This window comes from Bradyrhizobium manausense (genome assembly GCF_018130615.1).
Classification (GTDB): domain Bacteria; phylum Pseudomonadota; class Alphaproteobacteria; order Rhizobiales; family Xanthobacteraceae; genus Bradyrhizobium; species Bradyrhizobium manausense_A.
The window spans coordinates 42,721-66,007 of sequence record NZ_JAFCKB010000026.1 but is presented as its reverse complement, the minus strand read 5'-3'; the positions used below and the strand labels follow the sequence as shown (position 1 = coordinate 66,007).

At 65.1% G+C, this 23,287-nt stretch carries 20 protein-coding genes; 13 read left to right on the top strand and 7 right to left on the bottom strand.

What is annotated here, in order from left to right; translation table 11 throughout:
• Positions 1–30 precede the first annotated feature (30 nt).
• Positions 31–786 carry a ribonuclease HII gene (gene rnhB, locus JQ587_RS33020; RefSeq protein ID WP_212428126.1) on the top strand — a complete coding sequence of 252 codons (756 nt, stop codon included), beginning with the start codon at positions 31–33 and terminating at the stop codon, positions 784–786.
• Positions 787–885: 99 nt separating this feature from the next.
• Positions 886–2,394 (top strand): glycosyltransferase family 39 protein, encoded by a 1,509-nt coding sequence (locus JQ587_RS33015; protein WP_212428125.1) that lies wholly within the window; start codon positions 886–888, stop codon positions 2,392–2,394.
• 129 nt (positions 2,395–2,523) lie between these two features.
• Here JQ587_RS33015 and JQ587_RS33010 read toward each other — a convergent pair whose 3' ends face one another.
• Positions 2,524–3,330, bottom strand: coding sequence for a uracil-DNA glycosylase (locus JQ587_RS33010; protein WP_212297589.1), 807 nt, complete (start codon positions 3,328–3,330; stop codon positions 2,524–2,526).
• Between the two features lie 136 nt (positions 3,331–3,466).
• Here JQ587_RS33010 and JQ587_RS33005 point away from each other — a divergent pair, with 136 nt between their 5' ends.
• The 3 genes from JQ587_RS33005 (at position 3,467) to JQ587_RS32995 (ending at position 8,128) form a co-directional block, all read left to right on the top strand.
• Positions 3,467–5,128, top strand: coding sequence for an electron transfer flavoprotein-ubiquinone oxidoreductase (locus JQ587_RS33005; protein ID WP_212428124.1), 1,662 nt, complete (start codon positions 3,467–3,469; stop codon positions 5,126–5,128).
• Positions 5,129–5,422: 294 nt separating this feature from the next.
• Positions 5,423–7,219 carry a tetratricopeptide repeat protein gene (locus tag JQ587_RS33000; RefSeq protein WP_212297591.1) on the top strand — a complete coding sequence of 599 codons (1,797 nt, stop codon included), beginning with the start codon at positions 5,423–5,425 and terminating at the stop codon, positions 7,217–7,219.
• Positions 7,220–7,243: 24 nt separating this feature from the next.
• Complete coding sequence (locus tag JQ587_RS32995) at positions 7,244–8,128, top strand: 4-(cytidine 5'-diphospho)-2-C-methyl-D-erythritol kinase (RefSeq protein WP_212297592.1); 885 nt, start codon at positions 7,244–7,246, stop codon at positions 8,126–8,128.
• 152 nt (positions 8,129–8,280) lie between these two features.
• Here JQ587_RS32995 and JQ587_RS32990 read toward each other — a convergent pair whose 3' ends face one another.
• The 5 genes from JQ587_RS32990 to JQ587_RS32970 form a co-directional block, all read right to left on the bottom strand.
• The gene (locus tag JQ587_RS32990) at positions 8,281–9,156 is read right to left on the bottom strand and encodes an alpha/beta fold hydrolase (protein ID WP_212428123.1); all 876 of its coding nucleotides are present in this window, start codon (positions 9,154–9,156) and stop codon (positions 8,281–8,283) included.
• 7 nt (positions 9,157–9,163) lie between these two features.
• Positions 9,164–9,796 (bottom strand): LysE family translocator, encoded by a 633-nt coding sequence (locus tag JQ587_RS32985; protein ID WP_212428122.1) that lies wholly within the window; start codon positions 9,794–9,796, stop codon positions 9,164–9,166.
• Between the two features lie 44 nt (positions 9,797–9,840).
• On the bottom strand, positions 9,841–11,103 hold the full coding sequence (gene fabF, locus JQ587_RS32980) for a beta-ketoacyl-ACP synthase II (protein WP_212428121.1): 1,263 nt from the start codon (positions 11,101–11,103) through the stop codon (positions 9,841–9,843).
• Between the two features lies 1 nt (position 11,104).
• On the bottom strand, positions 11,105–11,620 hold the full coding sequence (locus tag JQ587_RS32975) for a winged helix-turn-helix transcriptional regulator (RefSeq protein WP_212297596.1): 516 nt from the start codon (positions 11,618–11,620) through the stop codon (positions 11,105–11,107).
• Between the two features lie 466 nt (positions 11,621–12,086).
• A complete protein-coding gene (locus JQ587_RS32970) occupies positions 12,087–13,094 on the bottom strand; it encodes a polyprenyl synthetase family protein (RefSeq protein ID WP_194463797.1) in 1,008 nt (335 codons plus the stop codon).
• Positions 13,095–13,223: 129 nt separating this feature from the next.
• Here JQ587_RS32970 and JQ587_RS32965 point away from each other — a divergent pair, with 129 nt between their 5' ends.
• From JQ587_RS32965 to glyS, 6 genes are all read left to right on the top strand, one after another.
• The gene (locus tag JQ587_RS32965; protein WP_212297597.1) at positions 13,224–13,451 is read left to right on the top strand and encodes a putative signal transducing protein; all 228 of its coding nucleotides are present in this window, start codon (positions 13,224–13,226) and stop codon (positions 13,449–13,451) included.
• Positions 13,444–14,211, top strand: a complete 768-nt coding sequence (locus tag JQ587_RS32960) for a tRNA1(Val) (adenine(37)-N6)-methyltransferase (protein WP_212428120.1) — start codon at positions 13,444–13,446, stop codon at positions 14,209–14,211. The genes JQ587_RS32965 and JQ587_RS32960 overlap by 8 nt, the downstream gene beginning before the upstream one ends.
• 216 nt (positions 14,212–14,427) lie before the next feature.
• Positions 14,428–15,336, top strand: coding sequence for a S49 family peptidase (locus JQ587_RS32955; protein WP_212297599.1), 909 nt, complete (start codon positions 14,428–14,430; stop codon positions 15,334–15,336).
• 105 nt (positions 15,337–15,441) lie between these two features.
• Positions 15,442–15,633 (top strand): hypothetical protein, encoded by a 192-nt coding sequence (locus tag JQ587_RS32950; RefSeq protein WP_212297600.1) that lies wholly within the window; start codon positions 15,442–15,444, stop codon positions 15,631–15,633.
• A gap of 177 nt (positions 15,634–15,810) precedes the next feature.
• A complete protein-coding gene (locus JQ587_RS32945; RefSeq protein WP_212297601.1) occupies positions 15,811–16,758 on the top strand; it encodes a glycine--tRNA ligase subunit alpha in 948 nt (315 codons plus the stop codon).
• Complete coding sequence (gene glyS / locus JQ587_RS32940; RefSeq protein ID WP_212428119.1) at positions 16,758–18,857, top strand: glycine--tRNA ligase subunit beta; 2,100 nt, start codon at positions 16,758–16,760, stop codon at positions 18,855–18,857. The genes JQ587_RS32945 and glyS overlap by 1 nt, the downstream gene beginning before the upstream one ends.
• 218 nt (positions 18,858–19,075) lie before the next feature.
• Here the strand turns inward: glyS and JQ587_RS32935 are convergent, their stop codons facing one another.
• Complete coding sequence (locus tag JQ587_RS32935) at positions 19,076–19,429, bottom strand: DUF1236 domain-containing protein (RefSeq protein WP_212428118.1); 354 nt, start codon at positions 19,427–19,429, stop codon at positions 19,076–19,078.
• 237 nt (positions 19,430–19,666) lie between these two features.
• Here JQ587_RS32935 and JQ587_RS32930 point away from each other — a divergent pair, with 237 nt between their 5' ends.
• A complete protein-coding gene (locus JQ587_RS32930; protein WP_014497329.1) occupies positions 19,667–19,822 on the top strand; it encodes a DUF3096 domain-containing protein in 156 nt (51 codons plus the stop codon).
• A 94-nt stretch (positions 19,823–19,916) separates the two neighbouring features.
• A complete protein-coding gene (ppdK, locus tag JQ587_RS32925; protein ID WP_212428117.1) occupies positions 19,917–22,868 on the top strand; it encodes a pyruvate, phosphate dikinase in 2,952 nt (983 codons plus the stop codon).
• Positions 22,869–23,287 lie beyond the last annotated feature (419 nt).

Sequence of the window (23,287 nt, the reverse complement as noted above, 5' to 3'; positions counted from 1 at the left end):
GAGCGGGTCGGCTTGCGCACGATCCCGGCCATGATTCGGGACACGTCCGCCAAAAAGCCAATTAAGGCCAGGCCAGCAAAGGCAAGCTTCCGTCGCGAGCGCGCGCTGATCAAGCGCGGCGTGTGGCCGGTGGCGGGCTGCGACGAGGCTGGCCGCGGGCCCCTGGCCGGCCCCGTGGTGGCGGCTGCGGTGATTCTCGATCCCAACCGCATTCCGCGCGGTATCGACGATTCCAAGCGGCTGACGGCGGAAGAGCGTGAAAAACTGTTCGACAAGATCTGCGCCACCGCGCAGGTTTCGGTCGCTGTCGCCTCCCCCGCCCGCATCGACCGCGACAACATCCTGCGCGCCTCGCTGTGGGCGCTGAAGCGCGCCGTGGTCGCATTGCCAGAGGCGCCCATGCATGTCTTCGTCGACGGCCGTGACCGCCTCGACACCGCCTGCGACTGCGAGGCCGTGATCGGCGGTGACGGTATTGTGCTATCGATCGCGGCGGCTTCCATCGTCGCCAAGGTGACGCGCGACCGGCTGATGTGCGCGCTGGCGCAGGACTGTCCCGGCTACGGCTTCGAGCAGCACAAGGGCTATGGCGTGCCCGAGCATCTCGACGCGCTCAATCGCCTCGGCCCCACCGTCCATCACCGCAGCTTCTTCGCCCCGGTCGCCGCCGCCCGTGCCAAGCACATGCCATGGACGGTCGAGCCGGTGCGGGATTTGTTCGAGGTCGCCGAGGTCGAGGTGCAGGTGGAGACCACAGTTGAAATCGATGCTTCGGCAGGCCTCTAGCGTAGACGGTCGTTGCCACGGCGCGCAGCGCCCTTTATCAAAACAGGCGTGAGCGAATAGGGCCGGCTGGACGGGTTGGCTGCATCTTGCGGGCGTTGCATGCGGTTTACCTCCCTGGTCATCGAGCTCATTCGCGCCCGGCCGCGGCTGATCGTCTGGATTGCCGTGCTGCTCCAGGCCGCAATGTGGCTGCTGGTGGCGCTGCTGTTCTACCGCAGTCCGCCCGGCAGCCTCGCGACCCTGCTCGCCTTCGGCCGCGAGTACCAAGTCGGCACTGATCTCGGTCCGCCGCTGTCGATCTGGCTCGCCGACATCGCCTATCGCGCCGCGGGCGGCCATATGTTCGGCGTCTACGTCCTCGCCGAGCTCTGCCAGATCGCGACCTTCATCACGCTCTATCACCTGGCGCGCGCCGTGGTCGGTACCCAGCACGCGGTGCTTGCCGTGCTCCTGACCATGACGGTGTTGGCGTTCTCCTCGTCAGCGCTCGACTTTGGTCCCCTGATTCTCGCACGGCCGCTGTGGGCGCTGCTGCTGCTGCATTCCTGGCAGATCATCGGCCAGCGTCGCGGCAATGCCTGGTTCGCCTGGTCGATCGAGGCCGGCCTGCTGCTCCTGACCACGCCGTCGGCGATCTTCCTGCTCGCGTTGCTCGTCATCTTCGCGCTCTCGACTGCCGGCGGCCGCCGGACCTTGCGCGCGCTCGATCCGCTGTTTGCGCTCGTTGTCGTTGCCGTGCTGGCGTTGCCCTATGCGGTCTGGCTGATGCGCGCCGAGACCCTTGTGCTGCCGGCCTGGCCGCAGATCGCCGACCTCGGCGCCCGTGCGATCCACGCCGCCTGGCTGCTCGGCGGGCTCGTGCTCGGTGCGGTGGCGGTCCCGGTGCTGACCTTCCTCAACACCGCTCTGTTCGCCGGCACGAGCGAGGAGGCGCCGATCATCTACCGCCCGCCGGTCGAACCGCTCGCGCGCAATTTCGTCTATTTCTTTGCGCTCGCGCCGGCGCTCGGTGCGGTCGTGATCTCCGGCCTGTTCGGGTTCGATGCCGTCGTCGGGGGCGCCGGTGTCGTGCTGGTCATGTCGGGACTCGCCATGGTCGTCGTGGCCGGCGATCTCATCGCGATGCGCCGTGCCCGCATGCTGCGCACGGTATGGGCAGCAGCCATCGTCGCGCCCGCCGCCGGCGTCGTCCTGGCCGTGTTGTTCCTGCCCTGGAGCGGCACCGGCGAGATCGCGACCTCGATGCCGGCGCGAGCGATCTCTGACTTTTTCGATGAAAGCTTTGCCCGCCGCACCAACCATCGCCTGCGTGCGGTCGCCGGTGAAACGCAGCTTGCGAGCCTGATCACGCTGCATTCCGGCCGGCCGCATCTCTTCATCGACGCCGCGCCCGCCCGCACGCCGTGGATGTCGCAGGCCAAATTCAGCGAGAGCGGCGGCGTCGTGGTCTGGCGCGCTTCCGACACCGCCGGCACCCCGCCGCCCGACATCCTCGCGCGCTTCCCCGGCATCGTGCCGGAAGTGCCGCGTGCCTTCGAATGGCTGGTCAATGGCCGCCAGGGACTATTGCGCATCGGCTGGGCGATCGTGCGACCGAAGGGGGCGTGAGGCGCGCGCGTGCTCTCTCCGTCGTCATTGCGAGGAGCCCTTGCGACGAAGCAATCCAGACTCCCTCCGCGGAACGATTCTGGATTGCCTCGCTGCGCTCGCAATGACGAAGATAGGACGTACTGCTCCTTACGATCCCGCCAGCACCTTCGCGATCGCGCGCAGATCCTGCCAGGCCAGCCGCTTGTATGATGGCGAGCGCAACAGATAGGCCGGGTGGAAGGTCGGCAGCGCGCGGATGGCGCGCTGGCCCGTATCGTAGTCGAACCAGCGTCCGCGCGTGCGCATGATGCCTTCGCGCGTCGACAGCAACGTCTGCGTCGAGGGATTGCCGAGCGTCACCAGCACGTCGGGGTTCACGAGCTCGATGTGACGCTGGATGAAGGGCAGGCAGATCTGTGTCTCCTGCGGCGTCGGCGTGCGGTTGCCGGGCGGCCGCCAGGGAATCACGTTGGTGATGTAGGCCGTGGTGCGGTTGAGGCCTATGGCGCCGATCATCAGATCGAGCAGCTTGCCGCTGCGCCCCACAAACGGCAGCCCCTCGATGTCTTCATCGCGGCCGGGCGCCTCGCCGACGAACATGATGCGCGCCTGCGGATTGCCGTCGGCGAACACCAGCCGCGTCGCGGTGTGCTTGAGCGCACAGCCCTCGAAGGTTTGCATGAGCTCGCGCAGTGCCTCCAGCGTCGGCGCAGTGCGCGCGGCCTCGCGCGCCGAGGCGATCGCGACGTCAGGAGCAGGTGCGGCCTCGCCGCGCATCACCGCAGGCGCGGCGACCGGCCGCGGTGCCTCGACCGGTGACGCACGCGGGGCCGGCGGCGGGGCGTCTAATTCCGCCAGGCGGTCGACCGGTTCCTCGGCGAGCGCGCAGTCGACACCGGCCTCCAGATAGAAGGCGAGAAGCTCTCGGACGGTGGGTGCGGGCTCGGGCATCATTGGGAAAGTCGGACTATTAGTTCATCTTAAGGCGCCTTGCATCCCAGCGGAACGCATTTCCGTGGTTGTCCTACCCGGAAAAATCGGAAACAAGGGGGCGCAAATGACAAGGAACCGTCTCAAGGGCTGAGATCAGATGAGCACCGAAGAACTTCCCCCGCGCGAATCCATGGAATTCGACGTCGTCATCGTCGGCGCCGGCCCCTCGGGCCTGGCTGCGGCGATCCGGCTCAAACAGCTCAACGCCGATCTCAACATCGTCGTGGTGGAGAAGGGCTCCGAGGTCGGTGCGCACATTCTCTCGGGTGCGGTGATCGATCCGATCTCGCTCGACAAGCTGATCCCGGACTGGCGCGAGGATCCCGACTGTCCGTTGAAGACGCAGGTCAAGGATGACCACTTCTACTGGATGTTCGGCGACAACCGCATCAAGCTGCCTGGCTTCGCGATGCCGCCGCTGATGAGCAATCATCACTGCTACATCGGCTCGCTCGGCAATGTCTGCCGCTGGCTCGCGCCGAAGGCGGAAGGGCTCGGCGTCGAGATCTATCCGGGCTTTGCCGCGACCGAAGTGCTCTATGACGAGAAGGGCGCGGTGCGGGGCATCGCGACCGGCGACATGGGCATCGCCAAGGATGGTACGCACAAGGATTCCTACACCCGCGGCATGGAGCTGCTCGGCAAGTACACGCTGTTCGCCGAGGGCGCGCGGGGCTCGCTGTCGAAGCAGTTGATCGCGAAGTTTGCATTGGATGCCAAGTGCGAACCGCCGAAGTTCGGCATCGGCCTGAAGGAGGTCTGGCAGATCGATCCGGCCAAGCACAAGAAGGGCCTGATCCAGCACTCGTTCGGCTGGCCGCTCAATAATTCGACCGGCGGAGGCTCGTTCCTTTATCACTACGACGACAACCGCGTCGCGGTCGGCTTCGTCGTGCACCTCAACTACGACGATCCATATCTGTCGCCGTTCGACGAATTCCAGCGCTTCAAGACCCATCCGTCGATCCGCGACGTATTCGAAGGTGGCAAGCGTCTCGCCTACGGCGCGCGCGCCATCACCGAAGGCGGCTACCAGTCGGTGCCGCGCTTGACCTTTCCGGGCGGTGCGCTGGTCGGCTGTGCGGCCGGCTTCGTCAACGTTCCCCGCATCAAGGGCGTGCACAACGCGATGGGCACCGGCATGCTCGCCGCCGAATATGTCGCCGCTGCGCTCGCCGAAGGCCGCGCCAATGACGAGGTCGCCGCCTACGAGAATGCCTGGCGCGATTCCGCGGTCGGCAAGGACCTCTTCAGGATCCGCAACGTCAAGCCGCTGTGGTCGAAGTTCGGCACCTTTCTCGGTGTGCCCCTTGGCGCCATCGACATGTGGACCAATCAGCTGTTCGGCGTCTCGCTGTTCGGCACGCTGTCCCATGCCAAGCCCGATCGCTCGACGCTCGATCCGGCCAAGCAACATGCGCCGAAGAACTATCCGAAGCCGGACGGCAAGATCTCGTTCGACAAGCTGTCCTCGGTGTTTCTGTCCAACACCAATCACGAGGAAGATCAGCCGGTTCATCTTCGCGTGACCGACATGGACCTGCAGAAGTCGTCGGAGCACGACGTCTTCGCCGGTCCGTCGAATCGCTATTGCCCGGCCGGCGTCTATGAGTGGGTCGAGGAGGGCGCCAGCCCGCGTTACCAGATCAACGCCCAGAACTGCGTCCACTGCAAAACCTGCGACGTGAAGGACCCCAACGGCAACATCACCTGGGTTCCTCCGGAGGGTGGCGGCGGACCGAATTACGAGGCGATGTAGGGGCCGCAGGGTCACAAAGCGTGATCTGGCGCACGTTCGCGTGAGGACGGCAGGACCACGGGTGCTCCCGGCCACGATAAGGCCATAGTAGCGGCGTCTTGGGGCGCTCTTGACGGTCATTGGCCGATTTGGGGCGTGCGGAGGGGGGCACCCGGTCCGAATCCTTGCGGTGACGCGCCAAAAGCGGCATTGTCCGGACCCGACGGTTCCGGGTCTCGATGTCGCCGGCCGCGTTCGCGTGCGAGACGGCCTTTTGCTTCAAACCCAGGCACCACCAACTCAAGGCGAGCCCTGATGTTTTCAAATCGTTTCAACCGCTGGACTGCTGCTGCCATCGCCCTTGTCGGTTCTGCGATCGTGGCGGTCCCCGGCGGGGTGCTGGCGCAGACGCCGGATCATCCGGCCGATACGGCGGCGCCGTTTCCGACCCGAAACGATCTGAAGTCGCTCACCACCGCTGGCAGCTATCTCGCCGCCCGTCATGCCAATGTCGAGCGCGACGCGAGCTCTGCCGCCGCCTTCTACCGCTCTGCGCTGCGGACCGATCCCAAGAACAACGAGCTGCTCGACCGCGCCTTCATCTCCTCGGTCGACGATGGCGACCTCGAAGAAGCGATCAAGCTCGCCGAGCGCATCCTCGCCATCGACAAGACCAATCGCATCGCACGCCTCGTGGTCGGCGTGCATGATTTGAAGCTGAAGAAATATCCGAGCGCGCAGAGCAACATCAACCAGTCGATTCGCGGGCCGATCACCGATCTCGTCGCGACGCTTCTGTCCGGCTGGGCGGCCTATGGTGCGGGCGATGCCAAGAGCGCGGTTGCGACGATCGACAAGCTGGCGGGCCCGGAGTGGTATCCGCTGTTCAAGGATCTGCACGCCGGCATGATCCTCGAGAACGCCGGCAAGGAGAAGGACGCGGGCCCCCGCTTCGAGCGCGCCTATAAGCTCGACGATTCCATGCTGCGCGTCAGCGAGGCCTATGCGCGCTGGCTGTCGCGCAACAAGGATGCGGCCTCTGCGACCGCGATCTATGAAGCCTTCGACAAGAAGCTCGCCCGTCATCCGCTGATCGTGGAAGGCCTGCGAGAGACCAAGGCCGGCAAGAAGATGCCATCGCTGGTCGATTCCCCGCAGGCCGGTGCGGCCGAGGCTCTCTACGGCATCGGCGCGATGTTGACCCGCCGCGGCGGCGAAGATCTCGCGCTGGTCTATCTCCAACTCGCGCTCTATCTCCAGCCCAATCATCCGCTGGCGTTGCTTTCGCTCGCCGACCTCTATGAATCGGTGAAGCGGCCGCAGATGGCGATCAAGATCTACGAGCGCGTGCCGTCGAGCTCGCCCTTGAAGCGCAACGCGCAGATTCAGCTCGCCATCGATCTGGATTCGGCCGACCGTACCGACGAGGCGATCAAGATCCTCAAGGGCGTCATATCGGAGGACTCCAAGGATCTCGAAGCCATCATGGCGCTCGGCAATCTCGAGCGCGGCCGCAAGAAGTTCAGCGACTGCGGCGCGACCTATTCGCAAGGCATCGACGTGCTGCCGGCCGGCAACGACAAGGCCAACAGCGTCTGGTACTATTATCGCGGCATCTGCGAGGAGCGCTCCAAGCAGTGGGGCAACGCGGAAGCCGACATGAAGAAGGCGCTCGAGCTGCAGCCCGACCAAGCGCATGTCCTGAACTATCTCGGTTATTCCTGGATCGACCAGGGCGTGAATCTCGACGAAGGCATGAAGATGATCAAGCGTGCCGTCGAGCAGCGCCCCGACGACGGGTACATCGTCGATTCCCTCGGCTGGGCCTACTACCGCATCGGCAACTACGAAGAGGCGGTGAAGAACCTCGAGCGCGCGATCGATCTCAAGCCCGAGGATCCCACCATCAACGACCATCTCGGCGACGCCTATTGGCGCGTCGGCCGCACGCTGGAGGCCAAATTCCAGTGGGCGCATGCCCGTGATCTCAAGCCCGAGGCGGACGATCTGCAGAAGATCGAGGCCAAGATCGCCAACGGCATGAGCGACGATAATTCGAACTCTTCGGCCGCGCAGGCGGATAAGAAGAAAGACGACGACAAGGGCGGTTAAGGCTGCGTTGAGGGGGCATCGCCAATGCCGGCGTTGGTTGAAGAAGGGCGCGCGAAGGTCAATCTGAGCCTTCGCGTGATCGGCCGCCGTGCCGACGGCTATCATGATCTCGAAAGCGTGGTTGCGTTTGCCGACTGTGCTGACCGGCTCACGCTGGAGCCGGGTGGCGAGCTCAGGCTTGCGACCACGGGGCCGCTTGCAGCGGCCTGCGGCGACACGTCGGATAATCTCGTGTTCAAGGCTGCAAAATTGTTGGCCGACGCCGTGCCGAATTTGAAGCTCGGCGCCTTCGCGCTCGACAAGGTCTTGCCGGTCGCAGCCGGTATCGGCGGCGGCTCGGCGGATGCGGCGGCGGCACTGCGCCTGCTGGCGCGTCTCAACAATCTGTCGCTCGATGATCCCAGGCTCCAGGAGGTCGCGCTCGCGACCGGTGCCGATGTGCCGGTGTGCCTGCTCTCGCGTGCCTGCGACATGACCGGGGTCGGAGAGCAGCTGCTGCCGCTGGCGTTGCCGAGCATGCCCTGCGTGATGGTCAATCCGCGCGTGCCGGTCGCGACCAAGGACGTGTTCCAGGCGCTCGGCTTGCGCAATGGTGAGCTCCTGGTCGGCGCGACCTCGGTCCTCGCAGCTCCGGCCTGGCCGGAGGCGGGCGGATCGATCGCCGATTGGGTCGCGGTTCTCGACGCGGTGGCCAACGACCTCGAGGCGCCTGCGATGCGTATCGAGCCAGTGATCGGTGACGTGCTGGGCGCTTTGCGCTCTTCCGCCGGCGTCAAGCTCGCGCGCATGTCAGGCTCGGGCGCGACCTGTTTTGCGATCTACGGCCTGCCCGCCGAGGCGCACGCCGCTGCCGAGAAGATCCGCGCGGATCATCCGGGCTGGTGGGTGCATGCGGGGACATTGAGCTAGCTGTTTCCCGGAAGACGGTGCCGTAGGGGGCAGAGGCGCGATAGCGCCGTGCCCACCATGTATAGATATGACGCGTTCGAAGGCGTGGGCATTGCCTCCGCCTTCGCTCTTCGAGCTACGGCGGACAAGTCGCTTTGCCCACTCCAGCGTAGCTAACCTGCGCCGTCCTCGGCCAATCCCAAGAATCGCCGGATCTTACCCAGCACCTCCTCAGGCTTGTCGTGCTGCAGCCAGTGGCCGGCGCCGGCGATGGTCTCGATCCGCGCCTCTCGGAAATAGCGCTCCAGTCCCGCCGACCGAGTGCCGGCGAGAAAGCTCTCGCCGGCATTCAGCAGCAGAGTGGGACAAGTGATGCGCGACCACAGGGCGACGTGATCGTCCGGCCAGAGCCGGTGCGGCGCACTGGCGCGCTGGTAGGGATCGAACTTCCAGCTATAGGTGCCGTCTTCATTCTGCCGCGCGCCGTAGGTGGCAAGATGCAGCGCGAGATCACGGGAGAGCCGCTTGTTGTGAAGTATCATCTGCGCAGCCGCGTCCTCGAGGGTCGCATAGCGGCGCGGCGTGCGATCGTGCAGTCTGTCGAGCTGGGCGGCCCATTTGCCGATGCGCTCATGCGTCGGCGGTTTGGGTGAATCCGGCAGCATCGTTACGCCGTCGAGAACGACGAGTTTCGAGACCAGCTCGGGGAATGAACCCGAGAAGATGAGACTCACCATTCCGCCCATCGAATGGCCGATGAGAGTTACTTGGGGCGCCGCGATGCTGCGGACGAGCTGGGTGAGATCGTAGACATACTCGGTCAGCGCGTAGCTGCCGCCCTTCGTCCAGTCGGAATCGCCGTGGCCGCGCAGATCGGGCGCGATCACGTGGAAGTGCGGCTGCAATGAGCGGGCGATGGCGTCCCAGCTCCGGCAATGATCCCGGCCGCCATGGACCAGGATGAGAGGCGGCGCATTCTCGTTACCCCAATCTGCATAATGCAGACGCAGGCCGTGAGACTCGTAATAGCGGCTTTGCGGGACGGTCATCGTGGCGCTATCCATTCACGGGCCGCCTCGCCAGCGCGAGCGACAGGCCGAGGCCGGCGATGAAGAGCCCTGAGCCTTGCGTCAGGCGACGCATCAGAAGCGGCCGCCCGATCAGCTGCGTGCGGGTCGCGGACGCCATCAGCACCACGCCGATATCGGCGAACGTGTTCAGCGTCACCGAGATGGCGCCAAGCACGATGAATTGCAGCGTGGGGCTCGTTCCCGCGGGATCGAGGAATTGCGGGATGAAGGCGAGGAAAAACGCTGCGGTCTTCGGGTTCAGTGCCTCGACCAGGACCCCGTCGCGGAAGGCGCGCTTGTCGCCGACGGTTTCGCTCCCGAGCGGCCGGGCGTGGCCGGCGCTTCGAAAAGTCTTGATGCCGAGCCAGACCAGATAGAGTGCGCCGACAAATTTCACGGCCGTAAACAGCTCGGCACTCGCCAAGATGATAGCGGAGATGCCGAGGCTGCCGGCGACGACATGAACCAGGCCGCCCAGCGCCGTGCCCGCGGTCGAAGCAAAGCCGCTGGCGCGCCCTTCCGACAAGGTTCGCGCCGCGACGTAGAAGATGCCGGGGCCGGGAATGGCGGCAATGACGAGGGCGGCAGCAAGGAACAGCCAGATATTCGTGTCGATCATCCTGTTTTCGTAGCGCAGCGCGGCGCGATTGCAAGACCTCTCGTCTAGCCCATGCGGCGGAAGATCGCGCTGGCGTTTACTCCGCCGAACCCGAAGCCGTTGGAGATCGCATGCTGCATCGGCATCGGCCGTGCGCGGCCTGCCACGATGTCGATACCGTCAGCCCCTGCGTCGGGGTTCTCGAAATTGAGCGTCGGCGGCGCGATCTGGTCGCGCAGAGCGAGCACCGTGAAGATCGCTTCGAGCCCGCCGGCGGCGCCAAGCAGATGACCGGTGGCCGATTTGGTCGCGCTCACCGCGATGGAATTGCTGCGGCCGAACAGCGCACCGATCGCGCCGAGCTCGCTCTCGTCACCGGCGGGCGTCGAGGTCGCATGCGCGTTGAGGTGCTGCAGATCCGCCGGCGCAAGGTTCGCCTGCCGAAGTGCAATCTCCATGGCGCGACGGGCGCCGTCGCCATCGGGCGGACCCGATGTCATGTGGTAGGCATCAGCCGTGGTGCCGTACCCGACAATCTCGGCGATTGGCTCGGCGCCGCGCGCCAGCGCATGTTCCAGCTCCTCGACCACGAGAACGCCGGCGCCTTCGCCCATCACAAAGCCGTCGCGATCGCGATCGAACGGGCGCGAGGCGCGCGCCGGCTCGTCGTTGAAGGAACTCGACAGCGCGCGCGCTGCCGCGAAGCCGCCGAGGCTGACGATGTCGATGCAGGCTTCAGTGCCTCCGCAGATTGCGACGTCGGCCTCGCCGGCACGGATCATGCGCGCGGCATCGCCGATTGCCTGCACGCCAGCGGCACATGCGGTGACGGGGGTGCCAAGCGCGCCCTTATAGCCGTATTTGATCGAGACGTGGCCGGCGGCGAGATTGGCGAGGAACGAGGGGATCGTGAAGGGCGAGAGCCGGCGCGCACCGCGCTGCTCGGTGATGCGCACGGCCTCGGCCATCGCCGGGAAGCCGCCGACGCCGGAGGCGATGATCGTCGCGGTTCGCTCCAGGGCCACAGCTTCCCGCGGCATCCATTTGGCCTGTGCCACCGCTTCTGCCGTCGCGAGCAACGCGAACAGAATGAAGCGGTCCATCTTGCGCTGATCCTTTGGTGCCGCAGCCTGTGCCGGATCGAAACCGCCGTCGGCATCATCGGCCTTGTCGGGCACGAGGCCGACAATGCGTGCCGGCAGCGCCTGCGCCCATTCGGGCAGCGGGCGCAGCCCGCTTTGGCCGGCGAGCAGCCGGCGCCAGGACAATTCGACACCACAGCCGAGCGGCGACACTGCGCCCATTCCCGTCACGACGACACGACGCATATCAGTCTCCATCCGGCGCAATGGCCGGGTTCATGGCTTTGAGCGAAGTGAGCCGCCGCCGCATCAGGCGGCTGGCGCTGGGGCCTGCGATCACCACCGCATTGGCGAGCGTGATCGGCTGCAGGTCGGCGGCATCGACCACGACCGGGTCGAGCGGCCGGCGATCGTCCCGGCTCGCCAGCAGGATGGATTCGCCCTTCGGCGCGAGATGCTTGTTGCCCCAGGCGAGCAGCGTCGCGATGACGGGGAAGAAATCCCGCGCCTTGTCCGTCAGCACATATTCGTAGCGTGGCGGCCGTGCGTTGTAACGGCGACGGACGAACATGCCAGTCTTGGTGAGATGGGCGAGGCGTCGCGACAAGATGTTCGGCGCAATCCCGAGATTGCGCTCGAATTCGTCAAACCGTGTCGAGCCCTGAAGCGCATCCCGCAGGATCAGGATGCTCCACCATTCGCCAACCGTCTCCACGGCGCGGCCGACCGGACATTCCAGGATGGAGGGCAATTTGGGCTGCATGGCAGGAAGGTAGGTTCGTGACTTGCAAAATGCAAGTCACTTGGCGGGCGGGAGTGGATGGGAAGGAGAGGGCTGAGGCTGCGACATTGTTTCTGAGAGCTGTCGCCGTGATCAGAGTTGGCGCCGCGGTTTGAGATGCGAGTTGGTGAGCGACGGCCGCGCGTCACGTGCCGTCATCGCGAGCACAGCGAAGCAAGCCAGTCCGTTGCCGCGGAGGGATTCTGGATTGCTTCGGCGCGCTCACAATGACGGTGTTGATGCAGTTGCGACTGCTATCTCCACGGTGTCGTTCCGGCGAAGGCCGGGGCCCATAACCACACGGAGTGGTTTGGCGAAGGCTGGCGGTGAAGATGTGTCGGCGCGGTACGCGTACCTCGCGCTGACGAATGGATCGCGCGGGATAGGTCCCGGCCTTCGCCGGGACGACACCGAGGTTTGGGTGCGCAGGCGCCTAAGCGCGTCGCCGCTAATGCGACCGTGCCAGACAGAACGCCACCACCTGCTCCAGCGCGCTCTTCATCGGCGAGGACGGGAACAGCGCCAGCGCATCGACGGCCATGGCGCCGTAGTGCTGGGCGCGGCTCAGCGTATCCTCGAGCGCGCGGTGCTTGTTCATCAGACCGATGGCGTGATCGAGGTCGGCGTCCCCGATCTCGCCGCGCTCGAGCGCCTTGATCCAGAACGCGCGCTCGGTGTCGTTGCCGCGACGGAAGGCGAGCACAACGGGCAGCGTGATCTTGCCCTCGCGGAAATCGTCGCCGGTGTTCTTGCCGAGCTTTGCACTCTTGCCGCCATAGTCGAGCACGTCGTCGACGAGCTGGAAGGCGATGCCGAGATTCATGCCGACCGAGCGGCAGGCGGTCTGCTCGGCCTTGGGACGGTTGGCGATCACGGGCCCGACTTCGCAGGCGGCCGCGAACAGCTCGGCGGTCTTGCCGCGGATCACGGCGAGATATTCGTCCTCGGTGGTCGCGGTGTTCTTGGCGGCGGCGAGCTGCATCACCTCGCCCTCGGCGATGGTGGCGGCGGCCGCGGAAAGAATGTCCAGCGCGCGCAGCGAGCCGACCTCGACCATCATGCGGAAGGCTTGCCCGAGCAGGAAGTCGCCGACCAGCACGCTCGCCTCGTTGCCCCAGAGCATGCGCGCCGAGAGCTTGCCGCGGCGCATCTCGCTCTCGTCGACGACGTCGTCGTGGAGCAGGGTCGCGGTGTGCATGAATTCGACGGAGGCGGCGAGCTTGATATGGCCGTCGCCGGTGTAACCGGCGAGGTTGGCCATGGCGAGCGTCAGCATCGGCCGCAGCCGCTTGCCGCCGGAGGAGATGAGGTGGTTGGCGACCTCCGGGATCATGGTCACGTCCGACCCGGTCCGCGACAGGATGGTGGCGTTGACGCGCTCCATATCAGGGGCGACAAGGGCAACCAGCTCTTCGATCGACGCGCCGGGAGTTTCGAAAGGTACGATGACGGCCACGCCGGTCTCCAATATTTGCCCCGGAAGGGCTATTCTGACGGAAAGACAATAGAAACTGGACGGGGATGCGGCAAGGCCTGTGGAACCATTGACATTTGCCGTTCACCCCCGTCAGGCAGGAGACCCGTTTTGCGAGAACTGGTTCGGACCAATGATATCGTGCTGGTGTCGGCGATCGGCGCGCTGCTGGACGGTGCCAACATCCATCATCTGGTGCTGGACCAGAACATGAGCGTCATCGAGGGCTCGCTCGGCGTCCTGCCGCGACGGATCCTGGTCCATGAGGACGATGCCACCGAGGCCCGGCAACTCCTGACCGAGGCCGGGCTCAGCCACGAACTGCGCGGCGATGATTGACGTCGTCACAGATCTCACCGAGGACGCCTTTCTCGGCGGGCAGCTGCTGCTCAAGCAGAAGCGATCCGGTCACCGCGCCGGGCATGACGCCATCTTGCTTGCGGCGGCGACGGAGGCCCGCGACGGCGACCGCGTGGTCGATCTCGGTGCCGGAATCGGCACTGCCGGACTGGCGCTGGGCCGGCGCGTCGCCGGAATCGATCTTTGTCTCGTCGAGATCGATCCGGAGCTGGCCGAGCTGGCACGGGCCAATGCGGCGGCGAATGCGATTCCTGCCGACGTGATCGTGCTCGACGTCACGGCCGATGCGCAGGCTTTTGCGGCCCATGGGCTCATGCCAGACAGCGCCGACTGCGTGTTGATGAACCCGCCCTTCAACGATTCCACGCGGCATCGCGGCTCGCCCGAAAAGGCGCGTCACACCGCGCATGTCGCGACGGAGGAGACGCTGCATGCGTGGTTGCATGCAGCGCGGCGGATACTCCGCTCGAACGGCGTGCTGACGCTGATCTGGCGCGCGGATGGGATTGCGGACGTCTTGGCAGCGCTGTCACGCGGTTTCGGCAGCGTGTCGGTCCTGCCGGTTCATGGCGAAGCGGAAAGACCGGCGATCCGCGTGCTGGTGCGTGCCGTCAAGGGCGGCAAGGCGCCGATGCGGTTGCTGCCAGGCCTCATGCTCAATGATGAGTCACGCCTGCCCAAAAAAGAGGTGAGGAATATTCTGGAGGGGAGAGCGGTCTTGCCGCTGGCAAAGCCGTGACGGCTTATTGGGGAAGCGATTCCGACTGCTGCTCTTGCGGGGACGTAAAGCGAATCGCCGTGAAAAGCGCGCCGATCAGCATCAACAGCAGATAGATCTTCATGTCGCTTCCTCCGCTGCCTCATTGCAGCTTCCCAACGGGGATTCTGCAAAACACGTTCCAGGCAACTTCAATGACAGTCGCGTGATAAGAATTGGTTAATCAGGAGTAACGGCATGGCCGAACAATTGAACGATCGCGGGAGTTCCGGCCTGGCCGACAAGCTCATGCAATATCTGCCGGCGCGCTTCCGTCCGGGCACTGCGGTGGTGCCGGTGGTGAGGCTATCGGGCGTCATCGGCGCGGTGACGCCGCTGCGCCCGGGCATGACGCTTGCGGGTCTCGCGCGGGTGCTGGAGCGGGCCTTCTCGGTCCGCAACGCCAAGGCGGTGGCGCTGGTGATCAATTCGCCCGGCGGCTCGCCGGTGCAGTCGCGCCAGATCTATCTGCGCATCAAGCAGCTCGCGGCGGAGAAGAAGCTGCCGGTGCTGGTGTTCGTGGAGGACGTCGCAGCGTCCGGTGGCTACATGATCGCCTGCGCCGGCGACGAGATTTTCTGCGATCCCTCCTCGATCCTCGGCTCGATCGGCGTGGTCGGCGGCAGCTTCGGCTTTCAGGAGGCGATCAAGCGTCTCGGCATCGAGCGGCGCCTTTACACAGCCGGCGCCCACAAGGCGATGCTCGATCCCTTCCTGCCGGAAAACCCCGACGACGTCGCCAAGCTGAAGGCGCTTCAGCGCGAGATCCACCAGATCTTCATCGCGCTGGTGAAGGAGAGTCGGGGTACGCGGCTCAAGGGCGCCGACGACACCCTGTTCACGGGCGAATACTGGGCCGGCGAGACGTCGATCACGCTCGGGCTCGCCGACGGCATCGGCGATCTCCGCTCAACTCTTCGTGCCCGCTATGGCGAGAAAGTTCTCACCCCCGTGATTGCGCAGCCGACCGGGCTGCTGTCTGGCCTGTTGGGGCGGAAATCGCCCGGCGCGGGCCAGCTTTCGGCCATGGAATCAATGGCCGGGCTGCCGGACGAGCTGATCTCGGCGGTCGAGACGCGGGCGATTTGGGCAAAATTCGGGTTCTAGGCGGCGTCCTCCCGCGCCATTTGGCCCCTCGCCGGGCCAATTGCGGCGCGGGGCGGAGTGCGCGAATATGCGTGTGGGGGCTGAGCATGAGACAAGGATCGACCGATGCCGCCGTTCGTCGCATTCGCGGGCGTGCTGGGTGGGCTTGCCGTGGTCCGCTGGGCCTACAAGACCGCACTCAGGATCAATGAGGAGCTGGAGGAGATGCGCCTCTCGCGCGTCGCCGAGGCCGCCCATATGGGGACCATCCAGACGCTGAAGCGTGACCCCGTGACCGGAGCTTATCGGCCGGGGTAGGTACCGTCATTCCGGCGCGCCCTAAGGGCGAACCCGGAATCTCGAGATTCCGGGTTCGATGCTTGCGCATCGCCCCGGAATGACAGCCATTTCCGTCCCCCTTTGCCTTGATTCCCACTGCCGCCGTCGATACGGTCCCGCGCGATTCAAAACCCCCCGCGAGAGCCTGATCTGACGATGGACGCCTCATTGCCCGCCCATATGCGCCCGGACCGCTCGTTCCAGGGCCTGATCCTGGCCCTGCAGCGCTACTGGGCGGATTACGGCTGCGTGATTCTGCAGCCCTACGACATGGAAGTCGGCGCCGGCACCTTTCACCCCGGGACCACCCTGCGCGCGCTCGGGCCGAGGCCGTGGAACGCTGCCTATGTGCAGCCTTCGCGTCGGCCCAAGGATGGCCGCTACGGCGAGAACCCCAACCGGCTCCAGCACTATTATCAGTTCCAGGTCATTCTCAAGCCGTCGCCGCCGAACCTTCAGGAACTGTACCTGAAGTCGCTCGCCGCGATCGGCATCGACAGCGCCATCCACGACATCCGCTTCGTCGAGGACGATTGGGAGAGCCCGACGCTCGGCGCCTGGGGCTTGGGCTGGGAGTGCTGGTGCGACGGCATGGAAGTCAGCCAGTTCACCTATTTCCAGCAGGTCGCTGGCGTGGAATGCGCACCGGTCGCAGGCGAGCTCACCTACGGCCTCGAACGGCTCGCCTGCTATCTGCAAGGCGTCGACCGCATCATGGACCTGAACTTCAACGGCCGCGAAGGCGCCGAGAAGGTCAGCTATCGCGATGTGTTCTTCCAGGCCGAGCAGGAATACTCGCGACACAATTTCGAGCATGCCGACACGGCGATGCTGTTCGAGCAATTCAAGATGGCCGAAGCGGCCTGCAAGAAATACCTCGATGCCGGCTGGCAAAAAAACTCGGAATCCGGCAAGCGCGAGGTCCATCTGATGGCGCTGCCGGCCTATGACCAGTGCATCAAGGCGAGCCATGTCTTCAACCTGCTCGACGCGCGCGGTGTGATTTCGGTGACGGAGCGACAGAGCTACATTTTCCGGGTCCGCGAGCTGGCGAAAGCCTGCGGCGAAGCCTGGGTGCACACCGAAGCCGGTGGAGCGGCCTGATGCCCGATCTTTTGCTTGAACTGTTCTCGGAAGAAATCCCCGCGCGCATGCAGGCCAAGGCGGCCGACGATCTGCGCCGCCTGGCCACCGACAAGCTCGTCGCCGAGGGTCTGGTCTATGAGGGCGCGAAAGCTTTTGCGACGCCGCGCCGTCTTGCGCTCACCGTGCACGGCATTCCTGCGCGCCAGCCCGATCTGAAAACCGAACGCCGCGGCCCGAAAGTCGGCGCGCCCGATGCAGCCGTGCAGGGCTTCCTGAAAGCGACGGGTTTGAACTCGCTGGACGAGGCCAAGATCCAGCGCGATCCCAAGGGTGATTTCTACATCGGACTGATCGAGAAACCCGGCCGCGCCGCAATCGACGTGCTCGCCGAGATCCTACCCGTCATCATCCGTACCTTCCCCTGGCCGAAATCGATGCGCTGGGGCGCGCGCTCGGGCAAGCCCGGATCGCTCAGCTGGGTGCGTCCGTTGCACGCGATCACCGCAACCTTCGGCCTCGAGACTGAAGAGCCCGATGTCGTGAAGTTCGAGGTCGACGGCATCGAGGCCGGCCAGACCACCTACGGCCATCGCTTCCTTGCGCCATCGGCTATTTCCGTCCGCCGTTTCGAGGACTACGAAGCCAAGCTCCTGGACGCGAAAGTCGTGCTCGATCCCGAGCGGCGCAAGGACGCAATCCTCACCGACGCCAAGCAGCTTGCCTTCGCGCAAGGCTTTGATCTCGTCGAGGACCAGAACCTGCTCGACGAGGTCTCGGGCCTCGTCGAATGGCCGGTCGTGCTGATGGGCTCGTTCGAGCAGGAGTTCTTGAAGACTCCGGACGAGGTGATCCGCGCCACCATCCGCAACAACCAGAAATGCTTCGTGGTGCGCGATCCCAAGACGGGCAAGCTCGCCAACAAGTTCATCCTGGTCGCCAATATCGAGGCCATCGACGGTGGCAAGACCATCATCGGCGGCAATGAGCGCGTGATCCGTGCGCGGCTCAGCGATGCAAAATTCTTCTACGAGGCCGATCTGAAGACCAGGCTCGAGGACCGGCTGCCGAAGTTCGAGCAGATCGTGTTCCACGAGAAGCTCGGCACGCAAGCCGAGCGCATCAAGCGCATCGAGCGCCTCGCCGCTGAGATTGCGCCGCTTGTTGGCGCCGATGTCGCCAGGGCGAAGCGCGCCACGCATCTGGCCAAGGCGGATCTGCTGACCGAAGTCGTCGGCGAATTCCCCGAGGTGCAGGGCCTGATGGGCAAGTACTACGCGCTGGCCCAGGGCGAGGACGCGTCCGTCGCCGCGGCCTGCGAGGAGCACTACAAGCCGCAAGGCCCTGCCGATCGCGTGCCGACCGATCCGGTCAGCGTTGCGGTGGCGCTTGCCGATAAGATCGATACGTTGGTCGGCTTTTGGGCCATTGATGAGAAGCCCACAGGATCGAAGGACCCGTATGCGCTGCGCCGTGCGGCGCTGGGCGTCATTCGTTTGATCGCTGAGAACGCTCTGCGCTTGTCGCTGATGAAGGCGGCTGCATCTGCGCTTGCCGGCTTGTCGGTAAAACCTGCGGACGCGCAGAAGCTGCCGAACGATCTGCTCGCCTTCTTCGCCGACCGTCTCAAGGTCCAGCTCCGCGAGCAGGGCGCACGTCACGATCTCGTCGATGCCGTGTTCGCACTCGGCGGCCAGGACGATCTCCTGATGATCGTCCGCCGCGTCGAGGCGCTCGGCAAGTTCCTCGAGAGCGACGACGGCAAAAACCTGCTCGCAGGCACCAAGCGCGCCAGCAACATTCTCTCGATCGAGGAAAAGAAGGACAAGCGGGCCTTCGACGGCGCGCCCGATGCGGCGCTCTACAGCCTCGAGGAGGAGAAGGCGCTGGCCAAGGCGATCGGAGAGGTGAAGGCGGAAGCGAGCGCCGCTGTCGCCAAGGAAGACTTTGCCGCCGCGATGCGCGCGTTGGCGAAGCTGCGCTCGCCGGTCGATGCGTTTTTCGAGAAGGTGCGCGTCAATGACGACGATGCGAAGGTGCGCGAGAACCGCCTGAAGCTGCTGAACGAGATCCGCAGCGCCACGCGTGCGGTCGCGGATTTCTCGAAGATCCAGGACTGATCTCTTCGCAGATGAGGCCGTCATTCCGGGGCGCGCGAAGCGCGGACCCGGAATCTCGAGGTTCCGGGTTCGGTCCTGCGGACCGCCCCGGAACGACCACGTACAAAAATGCCCCGCCCGGCGGGGGGAAGACCGGGCGGGGCCTGATGTCCGTTTCCACTGCTCGCGTCAGCCTGATTGATGTGACGCGCCGGACATCTAGTTGATCACTAGAAACCCTAGTCCATCACCTCGACGATGCGCCGCGAGCGTGGCTCGACCAGCACGGTCTCGCCGTTGATGACCGTGTAGCGATAGGTCGTCGCACCGAAACGTTGCGGCACGTCATAATAGGTGATGCCGGTTTCAGGTAAGGTGGCACCGACCACGACGCGATCGGGAATGCTGAAGGCCGGGACACGTTGCTCGACCACATAGTCACGGAAGGCCGGCCGCTGCTCGACCGCAATCGTTGGGCCATTGTCGACCACCGCGGGCGCGCGTCCCACTGTGATTCCGGTTTGCGCCGGCGCCGCGACGGGCGAGCCGATCGCGGCCGCGAGCGCTGCAAGGGCAAGAATCCTGTTTCGCATGGGCAACTCCTTCGACGTGGTCTTGCGAAATGGTGTTACGGGAAGCGCCAGCGGCGCGACCGGTTGCCAATGCTGCGCCGCGCGTGATGTTCCGAAAAAGCCGTGCCGCATACGCGGCAATTTCGGGCAGTTTTCGCGAAGCCCGGAACTCGTCGGGCGGCCTGCGCGTCTCTACCCGCGGAACCCGGTCCGCTATGATCGGCCCGCGATTCGCCCTAACGCTCGGAAAGAAAATTCATGCACATCACCGTCGCCCACATCTCGCCGCTTCTGTCGCTGCTTGCGGGCGTGCTCATTTTGATCATGCCGCGCCTGCTCAACCTGATCGTGGCGATTTTCCTCATCATCAATGGTGCGATTGGGCTCGGATTGTTGAAGTGGCTCCATCTCTAGGCCTTCATTTTCCGGAACTCTGACTTGCGCGGGCCCGCCCAAAGTGGTGTAAGGCCCGCAATTTCCCGTCCCTCTCGCAGGTTGTGTGCAAGCTATGGCCAAAGCCGCCTCGAAGCCGAATAAAACTGCAGTGAAATCAAAGCCCTCCGCCAAGGCGAAAGCCGCACCGGCGGCCCGCAAGGCGCTCCCCAAGAGCGCCGTGAAGAGCTCCCCGAAGCCGGTCGGCAAGGCTGCTGCCAAGCCGGTTTCGAAGCCGGCGGCCAAGCCCGCCGCGAAAGCTGCGACCAAACCGACTGCGCCGAAGGTTGCGGCCAAGAGCGCGCCGGCCAGGAGTGCACCTGCCAAGAGCGCACCAGCCAAGATCCCGGCCGGCAAGTGGGTCTTCACGTTCGGTGACGGCAAGGCCGAAGGCCGATCGGAGATGCGCGACCTGCTTGGCGGCAAGGGCGCCAACCTCGCCGAGATGGCCAATCTCGGCCTGCCGGTGCCCCCGGGCTTCACCATCCCGACCTCGGTCTGCACCTATTTCTACGCCCACGACAAAACCTATCCCAAGGAATTGCGGTCGCAGGTTGAGAAGGCGCTGGACTATGTCGGCAAGTTGACCGGCAAGGTGTTCGGCGACACCAAGAACCCGCTGCTCGTCTCCGTGCGCTCCGGCGCGCGCGCCTCGATGCCGGGCATGATGGACACCGTGCTCAATCTCGGTCTCAACGACCAGACGGTGGAAGCGCTGTCGGAGCTCTCCGGCGACCGCCGCTTCGCCTATGACAGCTATCGCCGCTTCATCACCATGTATTCCGACGTGGTGCTCGGCTTCGAGCATCATCACTTCGAGGAAATCCTCGATACCTTCAAGGACAGCCAAGGCTACACGCTCGACACCGACCTGTCCGCCGAGGACTGGGTCGAACTGGTCGGCAAGTACAAGGATGCGGTCGCGCGCGAGACCGGCAAGGACTTCCCGCAGGACCCGCATGACCAGCTCTGGGGCGCAGTCGGCGCGGTATTTTCGTCCTGGATGAATGCGCGCGCGATGACCTATCGCAAGCTGCACGACATTCCGGAATCCTGGGGTACCGCGGTCAACGTGCAGGCCATGGTGTTCGGCAACATGGGCGAGACCTCGGCGACCGGCGTTGCGTTTACCCGCAACCCCTCGACCGGCGAGAGCAAGCTCTACGGCGAGTTCCTGATCAACGCACAAGGTGAGGACGTGGTGGCGGGCATCCGCACGCCGCAGGACATCACCGAGGAGGCGCGCAAGGAGTCCGGTTCCGACAGGGCGTCGATGGAAGCAGCGATGCCGGAGGCCTTCAAGGAGCTGACGCGGATCTACACGCAGCTCGAGAAGCACTACCGTGACATGCAGGACATGGAGTTCACGGTCGAGCGGGGCAAGCTGTGGATGCTCCAGACTCGTGGCGGCAAGCGCACCGCGAAGGCGGCGCTGCGCATCGCGGTCGAGCTCGCCAACGAAGGCCTGATCACCAAGAAGGAAGCGGTGACGCGGATCGATCCCGCTTCGCTCGACCAGTTGCTGCATCCGACCATCGATCCCAACGCCAAGCGCGACGTCATCGCGACCGGCCTGCCGGCGTCGCCCGGCGCGGCCTCGGGCGAGATCGTGTTCTCCTCGGACGAAGCGGCCAAGCTCCAGGGCGACGGGCGCAAGGTCATTCTGGTCCGCATCGAGACCAGCCCTGAAGACATCCATGGCATGCACGCCGCCGAAGGCATCCTGACCACGCGCGGTGGCATGACTTCGCACGCCGCCGTGGTGGCGCGCGGCATGGGCAAGCCCTGCGTCTCGGGCTGCGGCACCATCCGCGTCGATTACGGCCGCGGCACCATGAGCATCGGTTCGCGCACCTTCAAGGCCGGTGACGTCATCACCATCGACGGCTCGCTCGGCCAGGTGCTGGCCGGCCGCATGCCGATGATCGAGCCGGAGCTCTCCGGCGAATTCGGCACGCTGATGAATTGGGCCGACCAGGTCCGCAAGATCGGCGTTCGCGTCAACGGGGACACGCCTGACGACGCCCGCACCGCGATCAAGTTCGGCGCCGAAGGCATTGGTCTGTGCCGCACCGAGCACATGTTCTTCGAGGAGACGCGCATCCGCACGGTGCGCGAGATGATCCTCTCCGAAGACGAACAGTCGCGCCGTGCCGCGCTGGCTAAACTCCTGCCGATGCAGCGCGCCGATTTCGTCGAGCTGTTCGAGATCATGAAGGGCCTGCCCGTCACGATCCGTCTGCTCGACCCGCCGCTGCACGAGTTCCTGCCGCACACCCATGCCGAGGTCGAGGAAGTGGCGCGCGCCATGAACACCGACCCGCGGCGCCTGGCCGACCGTGCGCGCGAGCTGTCGGAGTTCAATCCGATGCTCGGCTTCCGCGGCTGCCGCATCGCGATCGCCTATCCCGAGATCGCCGAGATGCAGGCCCGCGCGATCTTCGAGGCTGCGGTCGAGGCCGAGAAGCGCACCGGCAAGGCCGTGGGCCTCGAGGTGATGGTGCCGCTGATCGCGACCAAGGCCGAGCTTGACCTGGTCAAGGCGCGGATCGACGCCACCGCGAAGGCGGTGATGCGCGACACCAACACCAAGCTCGCCTATCAGGTCGGCACCATGATCGAGCTGCCGCGCGCCTGCCTGCTCGCGGAGGAGATCGCCGAGAGCGCCGAGTTCTTCTCGTTCGGTACCAACGACCTGACGCAGACGACCTACGGCATCAGCCGCGACGATGCCGCGAGCTTCCTCGGTCCCTACGTGACGAAGGGCATTCTCTCGATCGATCCCTTCATCTCGCTGGATCAGGAAGGCGTCGGCGAGCTCGTCAAGATCGGCGTCGCGCGCGGCCGCAAGACGCGCCCGAAGCTCAAGATGGGCATCTGTGGCGAGCACGGCGGCGATCCGGCCTCCGTGGCGTTCTGCCACAATGTCGGCCTCGACTACGTCTCGTGCTCACCGTACCGCGTGCCGATCGCGCGGCTTGCCGCAGCGCAGGCCGCGCTCGGCAAGGCGATTGCGAGCCAGGCGTAGGGCAGGACGGCATACGAGATGCGAAAGAGGCGGGGCCCAGCCCCGCCTCTTTTTATTTGTGGTCTCTCTCTCCACGTCGTCATCGCGAGCGCCGCACACTCGCTGTCATCGCCTGGCTTGACCGGGCGATCCAGTACTCAAGACGGCAGCGACTGAACCGAGAAGCAGCGGCGAACTGGATGTCCCGCTTTCGCGTGGCAAGACACCGGCTATGTGGATGCGTCGTGTCAACAACGGAACTCATCACGCGTCCCGTAACGATACGTGTGCGCGAGAATTGTCAGCAAGAGTTCCTTCACCATTCGCGTTGACCACTTGTTTACCGCTTCAGATGAGCCGGCATTTACCAACGCACAGCATCGCCCCGTGAAAACACCTGACATCGCTTGAGTGTGTCGGCTGCGCAACGGCGATTAACG